Origin of the sequence: Pseudomonas sp. SW-3, from assembly GCF_016615645.1 — a bacterium.
Taxonomy (GTDB): Bacteria; Pseudomonadota; Gammaproteobacteria; order Pseudomonadales; family Pseudomonadaceae; genus Aquipseudomonas; species Aquipseudomonas mandelii.
In genome coordinates this window covers 1,003,993-1,022,012 of sequence record NZ_CP067098.1, presented here as the reverse complement: position 1 = coordinate 1,022,012, position 18,020 = coordinate 1,003,993, and the positions used below count along the sequence as shown (strand labels likewise).

Sequence of the window (18,020 nt, the reverse complement as noted above, 5' to 3'; positions counted from 1 at the left end):
ACGCCTACAGAAATGCCTGACGTACGCGTACTGACTCATCGCTTGATGATGTTCGCCCGCCTTGCGGAATTTCACGTCCGGCCAGCACTCGCGAAAGACGTCAACGAGAATGCGGGCCGCCTGATAACCCGTGGCGTCCTGACCACCATCGCGAGCCGGCTCGCCCCCACAGGGAATTGTGTCGGGCATGAAAAAGCCCCGGCGCTTTCGCGACCGGGGCTTTTGATTTTGCAACTCAGCGTTTAATGATGCTCACGCGTCGCACGGAATTTCACGTCCGGCCAGCGCTCTTCCATCAACGCCAGGTTGACCCGGGTCGGCGCCAGGTACGTCAGGTGACCACCGCCATCGACCGCCAGGTTTTCCACGGCCTTGACCCGGAACTCCTCGAATTTCTTCTTATCGTCGCAATCGATCCAGCGAGCGGAATAGACGGTGATCGGCTCGTAAGAGCACTCGACCTTGTATTCCTCTTTCAAGCGGCTGGCCACCACATCGAACTGCAGCACACCGACGGCGCCGAGGATGATGTCGTTGCTGCGCTCGGGGAAGAACACTTGGGTGGCGCCCTCTTCTGCCAATTGCTGCAAGCCTTGACGCAGTTGCTTGGATTTCAGCGGATCACGCAGGCGCACGCGACGGAACAGTTCCGGGGCGAAGTGCGGGATACCGGTGAAGCTCAGGGCTTCGCCTTCGGTGAAGGTGTCGCCGATCTGGATGGTGCCGTGGTTGTGCAGGCCGATGATATCGCCGGCAAACGCTTCTTCCAGTTGCTCGCGCTCGGAGGAGAAGAAGGTCAGCGCGTCGCCGATCCGCACGTCCTTGCCGGTGCGCACGTGGCGCATCTTCATGCCTTTTTCGTACTTGCCGGAGCAGATACGCATGAAGGCGATACGGTCGCGGTGTTTAGGGTCCATGTTCGCCTGGATCTTGAACACGAAGCCGGTGAATTTCTCTTCGACTGGCTCGACGGTACGCTCGTTGGCAACACGGGCCAACGGTTTCGGCGCCCAGTTGACCACGGCATCGAGCACGTGATCGACACCGAAGTTGCCCAGGGCAGTACCGAAGAACACCGGCGTCAGCTGACCGTCGAGGAATTCCTGTTGATTGAATTCGTGACAGGCGCCCTGCACCAGTTCCAGCTGATCGACAAAGCGATCGTATTCATCGCCCAAGTGCGCGCGAGCTTCGTCGGAGTCGAGCTTCTCGATAATTTTGACATCGGTGCGCTCGTGGCCGTGGCCCGCGGTGTACACGATGATGTAATCGTCGGCGAGGTGATAAACGCCCTTGAAGTCACGGTAGCAACCGATCGGCCAGGTGATCGGCGCCGCCTTGATCTTCAGGACCGCTTCGATTTCGTCTAGCAGTTCGATCGGGTCGCGGATGTCACGGTCGAGTTTGTTGATGAAGCTGACGATCGGCGTGTCACGCAGACGGCAGACGTCCATCAGCGCGATGGTCCGAGGCTCTACACCCTTACCGCCGTCGAGGACCATCAAGGCCGAGTCCACCGCCGTCAGGGTGCGGTAGGTATCTTCGGAGAAGTCTTCGTGGCCCGGGGTGTCGAGCAGGTTGATCATGTGGTCGCGATATGGGAACTGCATGACCGACGTGGTAATCGAGATACCACGCTGCTTTTCCATTTCCATCCAGTCGGAGGTGGCATGGCGGTCGGATTTACGGGATTTCACCGTGCCCGCAATCGCAATCGCCTTGCCCATCAGCAAGAGCTTCTCGGTGATGGTGGTTTTACCGGCATCGGGGTGGGAAATAATGGCGAAAGTGCGGCGTTTCGCGACTTCGGCGGCCTGTTTGGTCATGGGAAATCGCCTGGCAGGTGATTCAAAAAAGGGCGGCGAGTATAGCGCAAACCGACCGTCACGGACCACCGTTCGCCCTCTCGCCCATGGCGATCGACAGGTCCAAAGGGAGATCAAGGGTGGCTAATTGCTGCTAATTATGGAACCTTTTAAAAGGTGCAGACGTCCACTCCCCTGTTACAGCTCTCGTAGCAGGGTTTGAAAAACCTGCAAGTTAGCCTGACGAGGCTGCGCTTATGGCTCGATCTCATGCGGTTGCATCAGCATGAAGAGCTGCTTCTCGCGAACGTTGTTTTTCCCGGCAGCCAGGAATGGCATGCCACACGGGACTGCGTTCGCCGACAAAGAAAAAAGGAGTCCGCCTGTGGCTATTCGCTATGGCAAGGGGCTGATAGGAGGTGCGGTTGTCGTCGCTCTCCTGGCCCTGCTGGTCCACTGGATTGGCATCAACACGATCGAACATTACCGCGACGATTTGTTGTTTTACCTGCAAGCTCACTTGATCCTCGTCCTTGTCTCCATGCTGGCCGCCCTCGTTGTGGGCATCCCCGCCGGTATTTTCCTCAGCCGCCCGAGCATGGTGGGCCGCGCTGAACGCTTCATGCAGATCTTCAACATCGGCAACACCGTGCCTCCTCTTGCCGTACTGGCCATCGCCCTGGGGATCCTCGGCATCGGCAGCGGCCCCGCGATCTTCGCGCTGTTCCTCGCCTCGCTGTTGCCGATTGTGCGCAACACCTATGAAGGCCTGAAAAACGTTCAGGGTTCCCTCAAGGAAGCGGCCGTCGGCATCGGCATGACACCGACGCAAGTGCTGTGGCGGGTCGAGCTGCCGAACGCCGTGCCGATCATCATCGGCGGCGTGCGCGTGGCCTTGGCGATCAACGTCGGGACGGCACCGCTGGCGTTCCTGATCGGCGCCAACAGCCTGGGCAGCCTGATTTTCCCTGGCATCGCCTTGAACAATCAGCCGCAACTGCTGCTCGGCGCGGCCTGCACCGCCCTGCTGGCCTTGCTGCTCGACGGCCTGGTGACACTCGCCAGCCGCCTCTGGCTCGAACGCGGCTTGCGCCCGTCTTAAGCCTCGGCAAAGGAAATCTCATGAAAAAAATATGCTTGTTTCTAGGCTGCGCCCTGCTGTTCGCAGGAATCGCCCAAGCCGCAGAAAAACCGGTCATCCGCATCGGCGCCCGGGTGTTCACCGAACAAACCCTGCTGGCGGAAATCACGTCCCAATACCTGCGCACCAAGGGTTACGACACTCAGGTGACCGGCGGTCTGGGCAGCAACCTGGCCCGTAGCGCCCACGAAAGTGGTCAGCTGGATTTGATGTGGGAATACACCGGCGTCTCGCTGGTGGCTTACAACCACATCACCGAGAAGCTCGACAGTGCGCAGTCCTACGCCAAGGTGAAGGAACTCGACGCGAAAAAAGGCCTGATCTGGCTGACTCCGTCGAAATTCAGCAACACCTACGCCCTGGCCCTGCCGGAAACCACCGCTAAGGCTTACCCGCAGATCAACACCATCAGCGAGCTGAACACGGTGCTGCAGGCTGAAGCCAAGACCAATCATCTGGTGGCGCTGGATACTGAGTTCGCCAACCGTTCCGACGGTCTGGACGGCATGGTCGATCTCTACGGCATGAACCTGTCCCGCAAGAACATTCGGCAGATGGATGCCGGTTTGGTTTACACCGCCCTGCGCAATGGCCAGGTGTTTGCCGGTCTGGTCTACACCACCGACGGTCGCTTGAACGCCTTCAAGCTCAAACTGCTCGAAGACGACAAGCACTACTTCCCGGACTACACCGCCGCGCCAGTTGTGCGTCAGGACTACCTCGACGCCCATCCAAAACTGGCGGAAGAAATAAAGCCGCTGGCTGAACTGTTCGACGACGCCACCATGCGCCAGCTCAACGCGCGGGTCGATGTCGATCACGAAAGCCCTTCATCCGTTGCCGCAGACTTTCTGCGCCAGCATCCCTTGAACTGAGGAGGAAAAGACATGGAATTTCTGAACGCCTTTTCCCATCTCGACTGGCCGCTGGTGCTGCACCTGACCTGGCAGCACATCACCCTGGTCGGCATCGCCGTGACATTGGCGATCCTCGTGGGCGTGCCGTTGGGCGTGCTGATGACGCGCTTCCCGACCCTCGCCGGCCCGCTGCAAGCCAGCGCCACGGTGCTGCTGACCGTGCCGTCGATTGCGCTGTTTGGCCTGTTGCTGCCGTTCTACTCGAAATTCGGCCAGGGCCTCGGTCCGATGCCGGCAATCACGGCGGTGTTTTTGTACTCGCTGCTGCCGATCATGCGTAACACCTACCTGGCGCTGACCGGCGTCGAACCGGGCATTCGCGAAGCCGCCCGTGGCATCGGCATGACCTTCGGCCAGCGCCTGCGCATGGTCGAACTGCCCATCGCCGTGCCGGTGATCCTCGCCGGTGTGCGCACCGCCGTGGTCATGAACATTGGTGTCATGACCATCGCCGCGACCATCGGTGCCGGTGGCCTCGGTGTACTTATTCTCGCTTCAATCAGCCGCAGCGATATGTCGATGCTGATCGTCGGCGCCGTGCTGGTCAGTCTCCTGGCCATCTTCGCCGACCTGCTTCTGCAATGGCTGCAACGCACGCTGACTCCAAAAGGACTGCTCAAATGATCGAACTTCAAAACCTCAGCAAGACCTTCCAAAGCAACGGCAAAGATGTGAAAGCCGTGGACTCGGTAAGCCTGACCGTCAATGAAGGCGAAATCTGCGTATTCCTCGGGCCATCGGGCTGCGGCAAAAGCACCACGCTGAAAATGATCAACCGCTTGATCAAGCCGACCTCGGGCAAGATCCTGATCAACGGCGAAGACACCACCGACCTCGACGCCGTGACCTTGCGCCGTAACATCGGTTATGTGATCCAGCAGATCGGCCTGTTCCCGAACATGACCATCGAGGAAAACATCACCATCGTTCCGCGCCTGTTGGGCTGGGACAAACAGAAATGCCACGACCGCGCCCGCGAGTTGATGAGCATGATCAAGCTGGAACCCAAGCAGTACCTGAATCGCTACCCGCGTGAGTTGTCCGGCGGTCAGCAGCAGCGGATCGGTGTGATTCGGGCACTGGCGGCCGACGCGCCGTTGTTGCTTATGGACGAACCCTTCGGCGCGGTCGACCCGATCAATCGCGAGATGATCCAGAACGAGTTCTTCGAGATGCAACGGGCGCTGAACAAGACCGTGATCATGGTCAGCCACGACATCGACGAAGCGATCAAGCTGGGCGACAAGATTGCAATCTTCCGCGCTGGCAAGCTGCTGCAGATCGATCACCCGGACACGCTGCTGGCGCACCCGGCGGATGACTTTGTCAGCAACTTCGTCGGCCAGGACAGCACCCTCAAGCGTCTGTTGCTGGTGAAAGCCGAAGACGCGGCGGACAACGCGCCGTCGGTCAGCCCGGAAACCGCGGTGGCCGAAGCCCTGGAGTTGATGGACGAACTGGACCGTCGCTATGTGGTGGTCACCGATGGTGAGAACAAGGCGCTGGGTTATGTACGACGTCGCGACCTGCACCGTCAGACAGGGACTTGCGCGCAGTACTTGCGTGAGTTCAACGCCACGGCGGCGTTTGACGAGCATTTGCGCATCCTGCTGTCGCGCATGTACGAGTTCAACCGCTCGTGGTTGCCGGTGATGGATGCGGAGCGGGTGTTCCTGGGGGAAGTGACTCAGGAATCGATTGCCGAGTACCTGAGTTCCGGCAAGTCCCGTGGGGGCAAGACCAGCATCGTTTCGCCGGCCGAGACTGCGCTGGCCTGACCCTAATCTGTCGCCGCCTGTTTGATAACCAGGCGGCGATATGGACGCCGCTTTCAACGTCTTAGTGAGGGTTGCATTTATTGTCACCCTGCAGCTCCATTATTACCTCATGAGCGACGTACGGGCGACGCGGTTCAAGGCTCCAGGTCGCCTTGTTCGCGGCGATGTCAGGGGAATCAAGATGACAGGCGAGTTGACGGCGCATGCTGCTGCCGATGTGATCGAAATTCCATTCCTTACTGGAATTGTTAGCCGCCAGATTGGCTAATTCCGCAAATACCACATTTGTTTTCCCCACTCCGGCTTTCCTTCCGCACTCGGTTGGTGTCACCGTCAGTGATGAGATGGTTCCCAGCACTGGCTCTTTGTAGTCGTCAATCCACACAGCCTTCTCGATGTATTTGTCACAGGACCGATTGTCGACCGGCGGTGCAACGACCTGATCGCCCGGGTAATAGGCAAATTTGGCATCCTCGACGATCGTGCGCGGCATTTGTACTTTTATGACTGGTTTCCAGCCGCCTTTACCAGATGGAATCTCCTCGTTCCATCTACGCTGGTCATCCTGAGCGAGCGCGCGACCCGCGAAGCTTTTGCCATTCGTCTCAACGATGTCGATGCCACCGATATACGTAAATGCTGCGATAGGCAGTGCCTTAAATACCTGATTTGCAACTGTCGCCGGGTTTGTATCATCTGGGTCGGGAGAATCAAAATGGGGCCTGCTGAGGTTCCAGTCTCTTTTCCAAAAATTATCGTCAGGCCAAACGCGCAGTCGCAACTCCGTTTGAGTGGTTTGAGCTCTGATTTTTTCTTCAGGATCATGGGCTATCAATTTCCGCCCTTCAATAAAGGCATTAAAAGCATCCGCCTTATTGAACGTTCCAAAATAATCTGCGGTCGTATCGAACCCACATTGAAATCGATGAGCCTTGATAGGATCTGGATCCTTGGTCTGACGATCAAAATACTCCATCCAGCCCGAGGCGCTACTGATCTTAAGCTTTTGACAATAATCCTCTTGAACACCAACGGTATTATTGATGTCGCCATCCTGAAAATAATCACCACAACCGTTATTGTTTCGATTATAAGTCCAGGCATCAATAGGAAACGCACAAAGCACTGTGACTTTGAATTGGTCATTTTCATTTATAAAATCATTAGGTATCAAAGCAAAACCATTATACTTAAGCAAACCCAGACCATCGTATTCCGCGTCCTTGCGCAGATAGGAAGCAGACACGCCACCATTGGAAACAACACCGTTGCCACCCGCCTCAGCGTTATGCGAGTTCGGACCAGCATTCCATGGACGGAATACTTTTTTGCTGTCCGTCCCCCGAAGAATCAATCCGGAACAGTCAGATGCAAGCCTTCCGCTGCCACAATCCCTGGCGGTAAGACGATACCAATACTCCATCAGCGTTGCCGTATCTGTGCCGGGACTTGCTTGCAAGAGAGGAGAGCCAGCGGCAACTCCTACCATCAAAGTGACGCGCACCGCTTTTAACAATACATTATTAAACACATTAGTCTCCCATTGCGTTATTTAGGAAAACGCATGACACGTGCGAAATCCGACACACTAAAACGCGCAGGGAAGTACTCACCCTAATAATGGCAATGCATCTATGACCGTACGAGCGAATTCCATTCGACCAAAATTTTCAACTCGCTTTCGATCTGGAGTATCGGATAGATGAGGAGAGCGATCTACTGACACAAATAACAGGTTACAGCAGGTTTTAATATCATTTTTGAAACACGCGAAAAGTTTAAATAACCTTTTCGACTATAGAGAGATATTCAAACGATCATTACTTATGCGGTGCTCAATTTGTTTCCGTGGAGGGGATCCGCATGAAGATAACTCAACAATTAGAGAGTTACCGGTGTTTGGGCAAGTACCTAAGGGTCGGCCAACCCTGCTGTCGCCGGATCTAGTGCCTTCGCGAGCAGAATCGTGATGGCGCACCACAAATCCCGCTGCCCCCCTCAAATTTCCCTACCAAGGGAACATCACACTGTCATGCAGGTCGGTTACATCAGTAGCTATCCAGGACCGCACGACGGAAGCGTGCAAAAACGCGACATTTTTTGTTGATCTCAAGCCCCTCACGCCCTAAAGTTCGCGCCGAACGTCCATGCTGGAAACGATCCATCCGGCTCAAGTACTGACGACGAGACAGCAAGGCCAAGGGAAAGCACCGCCTCCCGTGGCCTTTTTGCTTTCGGCGACATGCCTTGGGAAGTAGGCGAACCAAAGTGGGGATACGGAGGACGTTCAGGAGGGTGTGTCATCAATGAAATCACGAGTGCGCCGGAGCCTGCTTTTGCGCAGGGCAAGGCGCGAGGCCCGCGGTTTGGTTGTTCCAAATAAGGGACGAGCAACGCAGCCCTGCGCAAAAGCAGGCCCGGCCCTTCGGGTTGTGCCTGAGCGCGCGCCATGCTGCGTTGCAGGCCTTGCGAAGGGAATGACCATTAGCGGCGGCCTGCGCCTTGCCTGGCACGCGCTCAGGCGCAACGCACTCGCGATTTCATTGATGACACACCCTCGCACCCATTGTTAATTTCAGTTTGCCAGTAGGAGTTCCCAGCATGTCGATCAACGTCGAAGACTATTTCGCGCGCGATACCTTCAACAAAATGAAGGCGTTTGCCGACAAACAAGAAACCCCGTTCGTGGTGATCGACACCGCGATGATCAGCCAGGCCTATGACGACCTGCGCGCCGGTTTCGAATTCGCCAAGGTCTACTACGCGGTCAAGGCCAACCCAGCCGTCGAAATCATCGACCTGCTCAAAGAGAAAGGCTCGAACTTCGACATCGCGTCGATCTACGAGCTCGACAAAGTGATGAACCAGGGCGTTGGCCCGGATCGCATCAGCTACGGCAACACCATCAAGAAATCCAAGGACATCCGCTACTTCTACGACAAGGGCGTGCGCCTGTATGCCACCGACTCCGAAGCAGACCTGCGCAACATTGCCAAGGCTGCGCCGGGTTCGAAAGTCTACGTGCGCATCCTCACCGAAGGCTCGACCACGGCTGACTGGCCTTTGTCGCGCAAATTCGGCTGCCAGACCGACATGGCCATGGACCTGCTGATCCTCGCCCGCGACCTGGGCCTGGTGCCTTACGGCATCTCGTTCCACGTCGGTTCACAACAGCGCGACATCAGCGTCTGGGACGCGGCGATCGCCAAGGTCAAAGTGATCTTCGAACGCCTGAAAGAAGAAGACGGCATCCACCTCAAGCTGATCAACATGGGCGGCGGCTTCCCGGCCAACTACATCACTCGCACCAACAGCCTGGAAACCTACGCCGAAGAAATCATCCGTTTCCTCAAGGAAGACTTCGGTGATGACCTGCCGGAAATCATCCTGGAGCCAGGCCGTTCGTTGATCGCCAACGCCGGCATCCTGGTCAGTGAAGTGGTGCTGGTGGCGCGTAAATCCCGTACCGCCGTCGAGCGTTGGGTTTATACGGATGTGGGCAAGTTCTCCGGCCTGATCGAAACCATGGACGAAGCGATCAAGTTCCCGATCTGGACCGAGAAGAAAGGCGAGATGGAAGAAGTGGTCATCGCCGGCCCCACCTGCGACAGCGCCGACATCATGTATGAGAACTACAAGTACGGTCTGCCGCTGAACCTGGCCATCGGTGATCGTCTGTACTGGCTGTCGACCGGTGCCTACACCACCAGTTACAGCGCGGTTGAATTCAATGGCTTCCCGCCGTTGAAATCGTTTTACCTGTAAGCGCTGAAGCGACAATCAAAAAGCCCATGACATGTCATGGGCTTTTTTGTGTCTGAAAACTTCTCCCCCGGCACTCTACAGCGCTTGCAGGGGGACGAGCTCCCGCTCAAGGTCGGCGCAGCGCTGAGCGTAATCGGTAGCCAATTCGCGAACTTGCCCGTTCTGCGCAGTCAACAACGTCTGACTCGCCCCCCGCAGGAAATTTATATTTCCGCCGTCCCGCGCCTTGCGTAACCAACCCAGCGCTTCTTCGATATGCCCCTCGTCGGCCAGCACAGCGGCATGACTGAACTGCCCACGAAAATCACCACCGACCGCCGAGCGCCGATACCACTCACGCGCAGCTTGCGGATCCGCCGGACAGCCCCGTCCTTCTTCCAGATAACGACCGAACAGGTTCATCGACTTCGCATGGCCCAGTTCTGCGGCGCGACGATAAAGACTCAGCGCTTGCACCTGATCCTCCATCACACCTCGCCCGGTCGCCAGCAGATTGGCGTAGTTGTACATCGCCCAATCCAGCCCGGCGTCGGCGGCGATTCGATAATGCTGCGCGGCAACCGAAGCGTCCGCCGCACCCCCCCAGCCATGTTCATGACAACGACCGAGCATGTTGCGCGCCATCAGATGCCCGCGCCGGGCGGCGATCTCGAACCAGCGCACGGCCAGCGGCTGGTCCTGCCCGATGCCATTCCCGTCCAGCAGAATCTGCCCGAGCAAGGCTTGAGCATCGAGAATGTTTTCACGGGCAGCGATCAGAATCGCCTGGGCTGCACGAGCGGGGCTTTCTTCCAGCATGGCTTTGAGCGAATCACCGTCGAGGACTTCCTCGCGGCGCAATTGGAAACTCATACGTCGACCCAACGACGCAACAGGTTGTGATATGTGCCCGTGAGGCGGATCAACGACGGGTGATCGGGCATGTCCTGAGTCAATTGCTGGATCGCCCCGTCCATCTCGAACAGCAACGCGCGCTGACTGTCTTCGCGCACCAGGCTTTGGGTCCAGAAGAACGACGCATAGCGGGTGCCGCGGGTGACGGCGTTGACCTTGTGCAGGCTGGTGCCGGGATACAAAACCATGTCGCCGGCCGGCAATTTCACGCGCTGGGTGCCGAAGGTGTCCTGGATTTCCAGTTCGCCGCCGTCATAGTCCTCCGGTTCGCTGAAAAACAGCGTCGCCGACAGGTCGGTGCGAACCCGCTCGATACCGCCCTTGGGCTGACGCACGGCGTTGTCGATATGGAAGTCGAAACTGCCGCCCGCCGTGTAACAGTTCAGCAACGGAGGAAACACTTTGTGCGGTAAAGCCGCGGACATGAACAGCGGATTTTTCCACAGCCGCTCAAGCATCGCCGCCCCCACTTCCTTGGCCAGAGGATGACCTTCAGGCAGCTGCTGGTTGTGCTTGGCTTTGGCCGACTGGTAGCCGGCGGTGATTTTGCCATCGGCCCAATCCGCCTGCTCCAGAGCCTCGCGGATGCGCTGCACTTCTTCTTTCGCGAACACGCCGGGAATGTGCAGCAGCATGGGAGGACACCTGGAGGTAAAGAGGCGGCAATGGTATTGATTCTTATTGACTGTGTAAAACCCCCACGACGAACGAATCATCAAAAACCGTAAGGTCAAATTGTAAAGAATGTAAATTCCTCGCGAATAGTAACGTTTCGCAATTGATACAAATACGCGTCTACCCTATATTCCGCGGCCTCAAATCCTTGGGGAGGGGAATTCACATGTCACGCCAACACTCACATTTACCGGTCAGTTCACCGCGTTTGCTCGCGTCTGCAATTGGCGTGGCGATCACGGCCGGTTCTGCCGGCCACATGGTTTTCGCAGCCGAAAAGGCCGACGAAAAAGCGCCGGGCAATGCGATTTCCCTGGGGGCGACCTCCATCACTGGCGAAGCCCAGGATGCGACTTCCTACAACGTTGAAAAAGCCTCCTCGCCCAAGTACACCGCACCGCTGGTGGACACACCGCGCTCGGTCACCGTCATCCCGCAGCAAGTGCTCAAGGACACCGGCGCCCTCAATATGCAGGATGCGCTGCGCACCGTTCCGGGCATCACCTTTGGTGCCGGTGAAGGTGGAAACCCACAAGGCGACCGGCCGTTCATTCGTGGTTTCGACGCTCAGGGCGACACCTATCTGGACGGCGTGCGTGACACCGGTTCGCAGAGCCGCGAGATCTTCGCCGTAGAATCCATCGAAGTCAGCAAAGGTCCGAACTCGGCCATTGGCGGCCGTGGCGCGGCGGGCGGCAGCATTAACCTGGTGAGCAAAAAGGCCCACTTGGGCGACTCGTTCGACGGTGGTTTTACCTGGGGTTCGGACCAGACCCAGCGTTATACCCTGGACGGCAACTACCAGTTCACCGACACCGCCGCTGGCCGTCTGAACCTGATGAGCCACGAAAGCAATGTCGCCGGCCGTGACAGCGTCGACTACGACCGCTGGGGCATCGCGCCGTCGCTGGCATTCGGCCTGGGCACCGACACCCGGGTCAACCTCGATTACTACCATCTGGAAAGCAACGACACGCCAGACTCGGGCATTCCGTACACCATCCCTGTCGCAGGTTCCGCCGCCCGCACCAAGTCGAATCCGGACAAGCCGTTCGCCGGCGGCGATCACAGCAACTTCTACGGGCTGGATCGCGATTTCCGCAAGGGCCGCACCGACACGGCAACCTTTGCCATCGAGCACGACCTGAGCGATGCGCTGACCGTCAAGAACACCCTGCGCCACGGCAGCAGCATGCAGGATTACATCCTGACCCAGCCAGACGACAGCAAGGGCAACGTGAACAACGGCAGCGTCTGGCGCCGGGCCAACACCCGCGTGAGCAACACCGAGACCACCACGAACCAGACCGATCTGTTTGGTGACGTCTACATTGCGGGCTTCAAGAACAGCTTCGCCACCGGCATCGAGCTGAGCCGCGAGGAAAACCAGAAATCCTCGTACAACGTCAACGTCGACACCACCCCGAGAACCGCGGCGTCGACCACCAACTGCTCGCCGGCACTGATCGGCGCGCCAAGCGGCTACAACTGCACCTCGCTGGCCAACCCGAACCCGAACGACCCATGGAACGGTGCGATCTCGCGGAACTACGCCGGCACTGATACCGAGTCCGATACCTACGCGTTGTATGTGTTCGACACCCTCGAGTTGTCCGAGCAATGGCTGGTGAACATGGGCCTGCGTTACGACCATTTCGACACCAAATACAAAACCTACAACGCGTCCAGCGTGACCACGTCCAAAGGGGATGACGTCAGCGAGTTCGTGACCGGCCAGTTCGGCGTGGTTTACAAACCGGCCGAAAACGGCAGCATCTACGCGTCCTACGCCACCTCCGCCACGCCACCGGGCAACACGCTGGGCGAAGGTCAGGAAGGCAACCCGTTGGGCGGCACGCCGGATCGCAACGGCAATCTGCTGAGCAGCGACATGGAGCCGGAAACCACCAAGAACTACGAAATCGGCACCAAGTGGGACTTGCTGAACGATCGCCTGTCGTTGACCGCCGATATCTTCCGCACCGAGAAAGACAACGCCCGCGTACAGGTCGACACCACGTCCTATGAAAACGCCGGTAAAACCCGCGTGCAGGGCATCGAATTGTCGGCCAGCGGCAAGATCACCGAAAAATGGCAAGTCTTCGCCGGTTACGCCTACATGGACAGCGAGCAAATAGACGGTGGCCCGCTGGGTAAAGCCAACGATGGCAACGAACTGCCGAACACCCCGAAAAACAGTGCCAGCCTGTGGACGACCTATCAGGTCACGCCGAAGCTGACCATCGGTGGTGGTGCGTTCTATGTCGACGACGTCTTCGGCAGCGTGGCCAACACCACCATGGTCGAGTCCTATGTTCGTTACGACGCAATGGCTGCCTACAAGTTGAGCAAAAACGTCGATCTGCAACTGAACGTGCAGAACCTGACCGACGAAACCTACTACGACAAAGCCTTCTCGACCCACTTCGCCAACCAGGCGGCGGGCCGCACGGCATTGCTGAGCACCAACTTCCACTTCTGATCAATGTGAGAGCGAGCCTGCTCGCGAATGGATGGTTGCCGCACCTCATCTGTGGCGACGGCTACAGCCTTCGCGAGCAGGCTCGCTCCCACATAAAGCAGCCGGCGATATAAGGTCAGGCCCCGTTCATCTGCATGAACGGGGCTTTTGTACGTAAAAAAGAATGTTTCTCAGCAACCCACGGCATAATGCGCGCCGTGATGATTATTTCGAACGAACAAGGCGAGCGACGTGTTGAAGAAAACCCTGTTCCAGTTGCACTGGTTTTTCGGCATCAGTGCCGGGCTGGTCCTGGCCCTGATGGGCATCACCGGGGCGATGGTGTCGTTTGAGGATGAGATCCTCAGCGTGCTCAATCCTTCTGTGTTGCAGGTCGAGAAGCAGGTTGCCGGCGTCCTGCCGCCCGCCGAACTGGTGGAAAAAATCGAGGGCGCCTCCGGTAAGAAAGTCGCGATGCTCTGGGTCGAGACCGACAGCGGCAACGCCGCGCGGGTGAGTTTCACCCCGCCACCGGGCGAACGCCGGGGCGAGATGCGCTACTTCGATCCGTACACCGCCCAGTTCATGGGTGAAGCCACCGGTCAGGACTTCTTCGGCCTGATGCTGCAACTGCACCGCTTCCTCGCCATGGGCGATACCGGGCGGCAGATCACCGGGGCCTGCACGCTGATCCTGGTATTTTTCTGCCTGTCCGGCCTGTACCTGCGCTGGCCGCGCCAATGGAAAAACTGGCGCGCCTGGCTGACCCTCGACTGGAAGAAAAAGGGCCGCAGTTTCAACTGGGACCTGCACTCGGTGGCCGGCACCTGGTGCCTGGTGTTTTACCTCCTGTCAGCGCTGACCGGGTTGTCCTGGTCCTATGAGTGGTACAACAAGGGCTTGACCCAATTGCTGTCCGACTCTCCGCAGAACGAGCGCGTGCGCGGCGGTCGAGGTCCTGCCCCAAGCGGCCCGGCGCCCACCGCCGATTACGCCGCCATGTGGAGCAGTATCTACAGCGCCGCAGGTCCGGCACTCAGTGCCTACAACATCCGCATGCCACCCGTGGCCGGCCAACCGGCGACGGTCTTCTACCTGTTGAACTCCTCGCCCCATGACCGTGCGCTGAACCAGATCAGCCTCGATCCGGCCACCGGCCTCGTCAAACGGCATGACCGTTACAGTGACAAGAGCCTCAAGGCACAACTGCTGACCAGCATTTACGCGCTGCACGTGGGCAGTTACTTCGGCATCGTCGGGCGGATCATCCTGACCCTCACCGCGCTGACCATGCCGCTGTTCTTTGTCACTGGCTGGTTGTTGTACCTGGACCGTCGCCGCAAGAAAAAGCAGATCAAGGACGCCCGCAAAAACTTCGCGCAAACGGGCAACAATGCGCCAGCCTGGTTGATCGGCTTCGCCAGCCAAAGCGGCTTTGCCGAGCAACTGGCGTGGCAGACCGCCGGGCAATTGCAGGCGGCCGGCCTGCCGGTAAAAGTCCAACCCTTGGCGAATGTCAGCGAACAGGATTTGCGTGAATCCAGCAATGCGCTGTTCGTGGTCAGCACCTTCGGCGACGGCGAAGCGCCGGACAGCGCCCGCGGTTTCGAACGCAAGGTGCTGGGCCAGGCGTCGAACCTGGAAAGCCTGAACTACGCGGTATTGGGTCTCGGTGATCGCCAATATCACCACTTCTGCGGCTTCGCCCGACGCTTGCACACCTGGCTTGGCGAGCATGGCGGCAAGACGTTGTTCGCCCCAGTGGAAGTCGACAGCGGCGACCCTTACGCCTTGCGTCACTGGCAGCAGCAACTCGGCCTGTTGACCGGGCAAGCACCGGTCGACACCTGGCAGGCGCCGAGCTACGACAACTGGACCCTGACCCGCCGCGAGTTGATGAACCCGGACAGCAGCGGCTCACCGGTGTACTTGCTGGGCCTCACCGCACCGACCACCAGCAGTTGGCTGGCGGGGGATCTGGTGGAAGTCCTGCCCCGCAATTGCCCGTGGGCAATCGAGCATTTCCTTGATGGCCTGGGTATTGAAGGCCGGGCGATGGTGACCTTCAGTGGCTTGTCGCAACCGCTGGAGCACGCCCTCGCCAGCCGACAACTGCCGGAAAACAGAACCCATCTGGTCGGCCTGCACGCTCAGGCACTGGTCGATGCACTGGTGCCGTTGGCCATGCGCGAATACTCCATTGCTTCGATTGCGGCTGACGGCATTCTGGAACTGATCGTGCGCCAGGAAATGCACACCGATGGCAGCCTGGGCATCGGCTCCGGCTGGCTGACCGAACACGCGCCGGTGGGTGGCACCATCAGCCTGCGAGTGCGGCGCAACAGCGGGTTTCACCTGCCGACCGAGCCGGTGCCGATGATCCTTCTGGGCAACGGCACCGGGCTGGCTGGACTGCGCAGTTTGCTCAAGGCACGCATTGCCGATGGGCAGCAACGGCATTGGCTGCTGTTCGGTGAGCGTCATCGGGAATACGACTATCTGTGCCGCAATGAGCTTGAGGAATGGCTGACTTCAGGCGATCTGGAGCGACTGGACCTGGCGTTCTCGCGGGATCAGGCCGAGAAGATTTATGTGCAGGATCGGCTACGTGAGTCGGCCGATCTATTGAAGCAATGGCTGGCTGACGGCGCCGTGATTTACATCTGCGGCAGCTTGCAGGGAATGGCATCAGGCGTGGATCACGTACTCAACGAAGTGCTCGGGATTGCAGAAGTCGACCGCCTCATCGAGCAGGGTCGCTACCGCCGCGACGTCTACTGAACCACCACAATCCCTGTGGGAGCGAGCCTGCTCGCGAAAGCGGTGGGTCAGACAACGACGCTGTTGAATGTGAAACCGCATTCGCGAGCAGGCTCGCTCCCACATTGGTTGTGTGTTGTTGGTGGAAACGGTCAGGCTGGCTGAAGCTTGCGCTCAAACACCGCCACCCCATCCAGATCCCGCAACACCACACTCATCTCCCCCGTCTGCCCATCGATATTCACCTCGCCAAAAAACTGGAACCCGGCAAACGGCGAGGTGTTCTGCGCCGGTGGTGCTTTCTCGAAAACCACCTCGGGCCCGAAGGTCTTGTCCAGCGGATTGGGTCCGAAGCTCCCGGCATTCAATGGCCCGGCCACAAATTCCCAGAACGGTTCGAAGTCCTGGAATGCGGCGCGGTCCGGGTGGTAATGGTGGGCTGCGCAGTAATGCACATCGGCCGTCAGGAACACGTAATTGCGCACCTGCTGCGCCCGTAAAAAGCCCAAGAGTTCAGCGATTTCCAGTTCACGTCCCTGGGCCGGTCCGGGATCACCGTTGGCCACTGCTTCCCAGCGTGCCACACCGGGGCTGACTTCTCCGTCGGGGACGCCGAGGCCGATCGGCATGTCGGCGGCGATGACCTTCCATTGAGCACTGGAGGCTTTTAACGAAGCCTTGAGCCAGTCGAGTTGCTCACGACCGAGAAACGGTTTGGCAGTGCCGAGGTTGTCGTCATTGGCTTCGCGATAGCTGCGCATGTCCAGCACGAACACATCCAGCATCGGCCCGTAGCCGAGCTTGCGATAAATCCGCCCGCCGCCATCGGCGCTCTGCAAACGCATGGGCGCATATTCGAGCCAGGCCTGGCGGGCGCGACCGACCAGGCTGTGGATATCTTTGCTCTTGTAGCGCTCATCCAATTGCTTGCCCGGTGACCAGTTGTTCACCACTTCGTGGTCATCCCACTGCCAGATCTGCGGGACTTCGGCGTTGAAGCGACGGATGTTCTCGTCCATCAGGTTGTAGCGGTAGTTGCCGCGATAATCGTCGAGTGTCTCGGCGACCTTGCTCTTGGCTTCGCTGGTGATATTGCGCCACACCCGGCCGCTTTCGGTGGCCAGTTGCGCCGGCACCGGGCCGTCAGCGTAGATGGTGTCGCCGCTGTGGATAAAGAAGTCGGGCAGGCGCAGACGCATGGCTTCGTAGATGCGCATGCCGCCAATGTCCGGGTTGATGCCGAAGCCTTGACCAACGGTGTCGCCGCTCCAGACAAAACGGAGGTCGCGCCGGGTTTGCGGCACGCTGCGCAAATGACCGAACCAGGGTTCGCTGGTGACACCGCTTTGGGCGTCTTCGAAATACACGCGATAGAAAATCGCCTGATCAGCCGGCAGGCCCGTGAGCTCGACCCGTGCGGTGAAATCGCTGCGCGCATCGGCCAATGGCGAGACGAATCGGCGTGGGTTGCCAAACAGGCTGCGGGTGTCCCATTCGACCACCATCCGCGCCGGTCGGTCGCTGCGGCTCCAGATCATCGCCCGGTCGCCCATCAGATCGCCGGACTGCACGCCATCGGTGAGCTGCGGACGGTCCTTGACCGAGGCGATGACGGCCGGCGCCAGCCCTGGAAGCAATAGCCCGGCGCCGACGGCTTGCATGACACGGCGACGGCCGAGGTCGAATTCGCTCATGGTGTTCTCCCTGAAAAGGAAAACTAAAGCACGTGCGCATGAAACCGGTGTGACACCACTCCCCCCTGCAGGAGCGAGGCTTGCCCGCGAAGGCGATCTGACAGACACCTATTTGTTGAATGTTAAACCG

General features: G+C 58.8%; 13 protein-coding genes. 8 read left to right on the top strand and 5 right to left on the bottom strand.

What is annotated here, in order from left to right; all coding sequences use genetic code 11:
- Positions 1-12 precede the first annotated feature (12 nt).
- Positions 13-246, top strand: a complete 234-nt coding sequence (locus JIO00_RS04425; RefSeq protein ID WP_234452936.1) for a hypothetical protein — start codon at positions 13-15, stop codon at positions 244-246.
- Here JIO00_RS04425 and JIO00_RS04420 read toward each other — a convergent pair.
- The gene (locus JIO00_RS04420; protein WP_010463432.1) at positions 243-1,826 is read right to left on the bottom strand and encodes a peptide chain release factor 3; all 1,584 of its coding nucleotides are present in this window, start codon (positions 1,824-1,826) and stop codon (positions 243-245) included. The genes JIO00_RS04425 and JIO00_RS04420 overlap by 4 nt on opposite strands.
- Positions 1,827-2,190: 364 nt before the next feature.
- On the opposite strand from JIO00_RS04420, the gene JIO00_RS04415 reads away from it, so the two are divergent.
- The 4 genes from JIO00_RS04415 to JIO00_RS04400 are packed head-to-tail and all read left to right on the top strand — an operon-like array spanning position 2,191 to position 5,641.
- Positions 2,191-2,907 carry an ABC transporter permease gene (locus JIO00_RS04415; RefSeq protein WP_010463434.1) on the top strand — a complete coding sequence of 239 codons (717 nt, stop codon included), beginning with the start codon at positions 2,191-2,193 and terminating at the stop codon, positions 2,905-2,907.
- Between the two features lie 20 nt (positions 2,908-2,927).
- Positions 2,928-3,821: a glycine betaine ABC transporter substrate-binding protein gene (locus tag JIO00_RS04410; RefSeq protein WP_010463436.1), complete on the top strand. Its 894-nt coding sequence runs from the start codon at positions 2,928-2,930 to the stop codon at positions 3,819-3,821.
- A 12-nt stretch (positions 3,822-3,833) separates the two neighbouring features.
- Positions 3,834-4,487, top strand: a complete 654-nt coding sequence (locus tag JIO00_RS04405) for an ABC transporter permease (RefSeq protein WP_010463438.1) — start codon at positions 3,834-3,836, stop codon at positions 4,485-4,487.
- A complete protein-coding gene (locus JIO00_RS04400; RefSeq protein WP_172792257.1) occupies positions 4,484-5,641 on the top strand; it encodes an osmoprotectant ABC transporter ATP-binding protein OsmV in 1,158 nt (385 codons plus the stop codon). The genes JIO00_RS04405 and JIO00_RS04400 overlap by 4 nt, the downstream gene beginning before the upstream one ends.
- A gap of 61 nt (positions 5,642-5,702) precedes the next feature.
- Here JIO00_RS04400 and JIO00_RS04395 read toward each other — a convergent pair whose 3' ends face one another.
- Positions 5,703-7,172: a DUF2599 domain-containing protein gene (locus tag JIO00_RS04395; protein WP_234452935.1), complete on the bottom strand. Its 1,470-nt coding sequence runs from the start codon at positions 7,170-7,172 to the stop codon at positions 5,703-5,705.
- Positions 7,173-8,242: 1,070 nt separating this feature from the next.
- Between JIO00_RS04395 and JIO00_RS04390 the strand changes: the two genes are divergently transcribed.
- On the top strand, positions 8,243-9,406 hold the full coding sequence (locus tag JIO00_RS04390) for a type III PLP-dependent enzyme (protein WP_010463443.1): 1,164 nt from the start codon (positions 8,243-8,245) through the stop codon (positions 9,404-9,406).
- A 75-nt stretch (positions 9,407-9,481) separates the two neighbouring features.
- On the opposite strand, the gene JIO00_RS04385 is transcribed toward JIO00_RS04390, so the two are convergent.
- Entirely contained in the window at positions 9,482-10,258 is a 777-nt protein-coding gene (locus tag JIO00_RS04385; protein WP_200667737.1) for a tetratricopeptide repeat protein, read from the bottom strand.
- Positions 10,255-10,935 carry a Fe2+-dependent dioxygenase gene (locus tag JIO00_RS04380; RefSeq protein ID WP_200667736.1) on the bottom strand — a complete coding sequence of 227 codons (681 nt, stop codon included), beginning with the start codon at positions 10,933-10,935 and terminating at the stop codon, positions 10,255-10,257. Before JIO00_RS04380 ends, JIO00_RS04385 begins: the two co-directional genes overlap by 4 nt.
- Positions 10,936-11,141: 206 nt before the next feature.
- Between JIO00_RS04380 and JIO00_RS04375 the strand changes: the two genes are divergently transcribed.
- Together JIO00_RS04375 and JIO00_RS04370 are read left to right on the top strand one after the other, a co-directional pair.
- A complete protein-coding gene (locus JIO00_RS04375) occupies positions 11,142-13,457 on the top strand; it encodes a TonB-dependent receptor (RefSeq protein WP_200667735.1) in 2,316 nt (771 codons plus the stop codon).
- A gap of 231 nt (positions 13,458-13,688) precedes the next feature.
- Positions 13,689-16,217, top strand: coding sequence for a PepSY domain-containing protein (locus JIO00_RS04370; RefSeq protein ID WP_200667733.1), 2,529 nt, complete (start codon positions 13,689-13,691; stop codon positions 16,215-16,217).
- 131 nt (positions 16,218-16,348) lie between these two features.
- Here JIO00_RS04370 and JIO00_RS04365 read toward each other — a convergent pair whose 3' ends face one another.
- Entirely contained in the window at positions 16,349-17,890 is a 1,542-nt protein-coding gene (locus JIO00_RS04365; RefSeq protein WP_102593602.1) for an alkaline phosphatase D family protein, read from the bottom strand.
- Between the last annotated feature and the right edge of the window lie 130 nt (positions 17,891-18,020).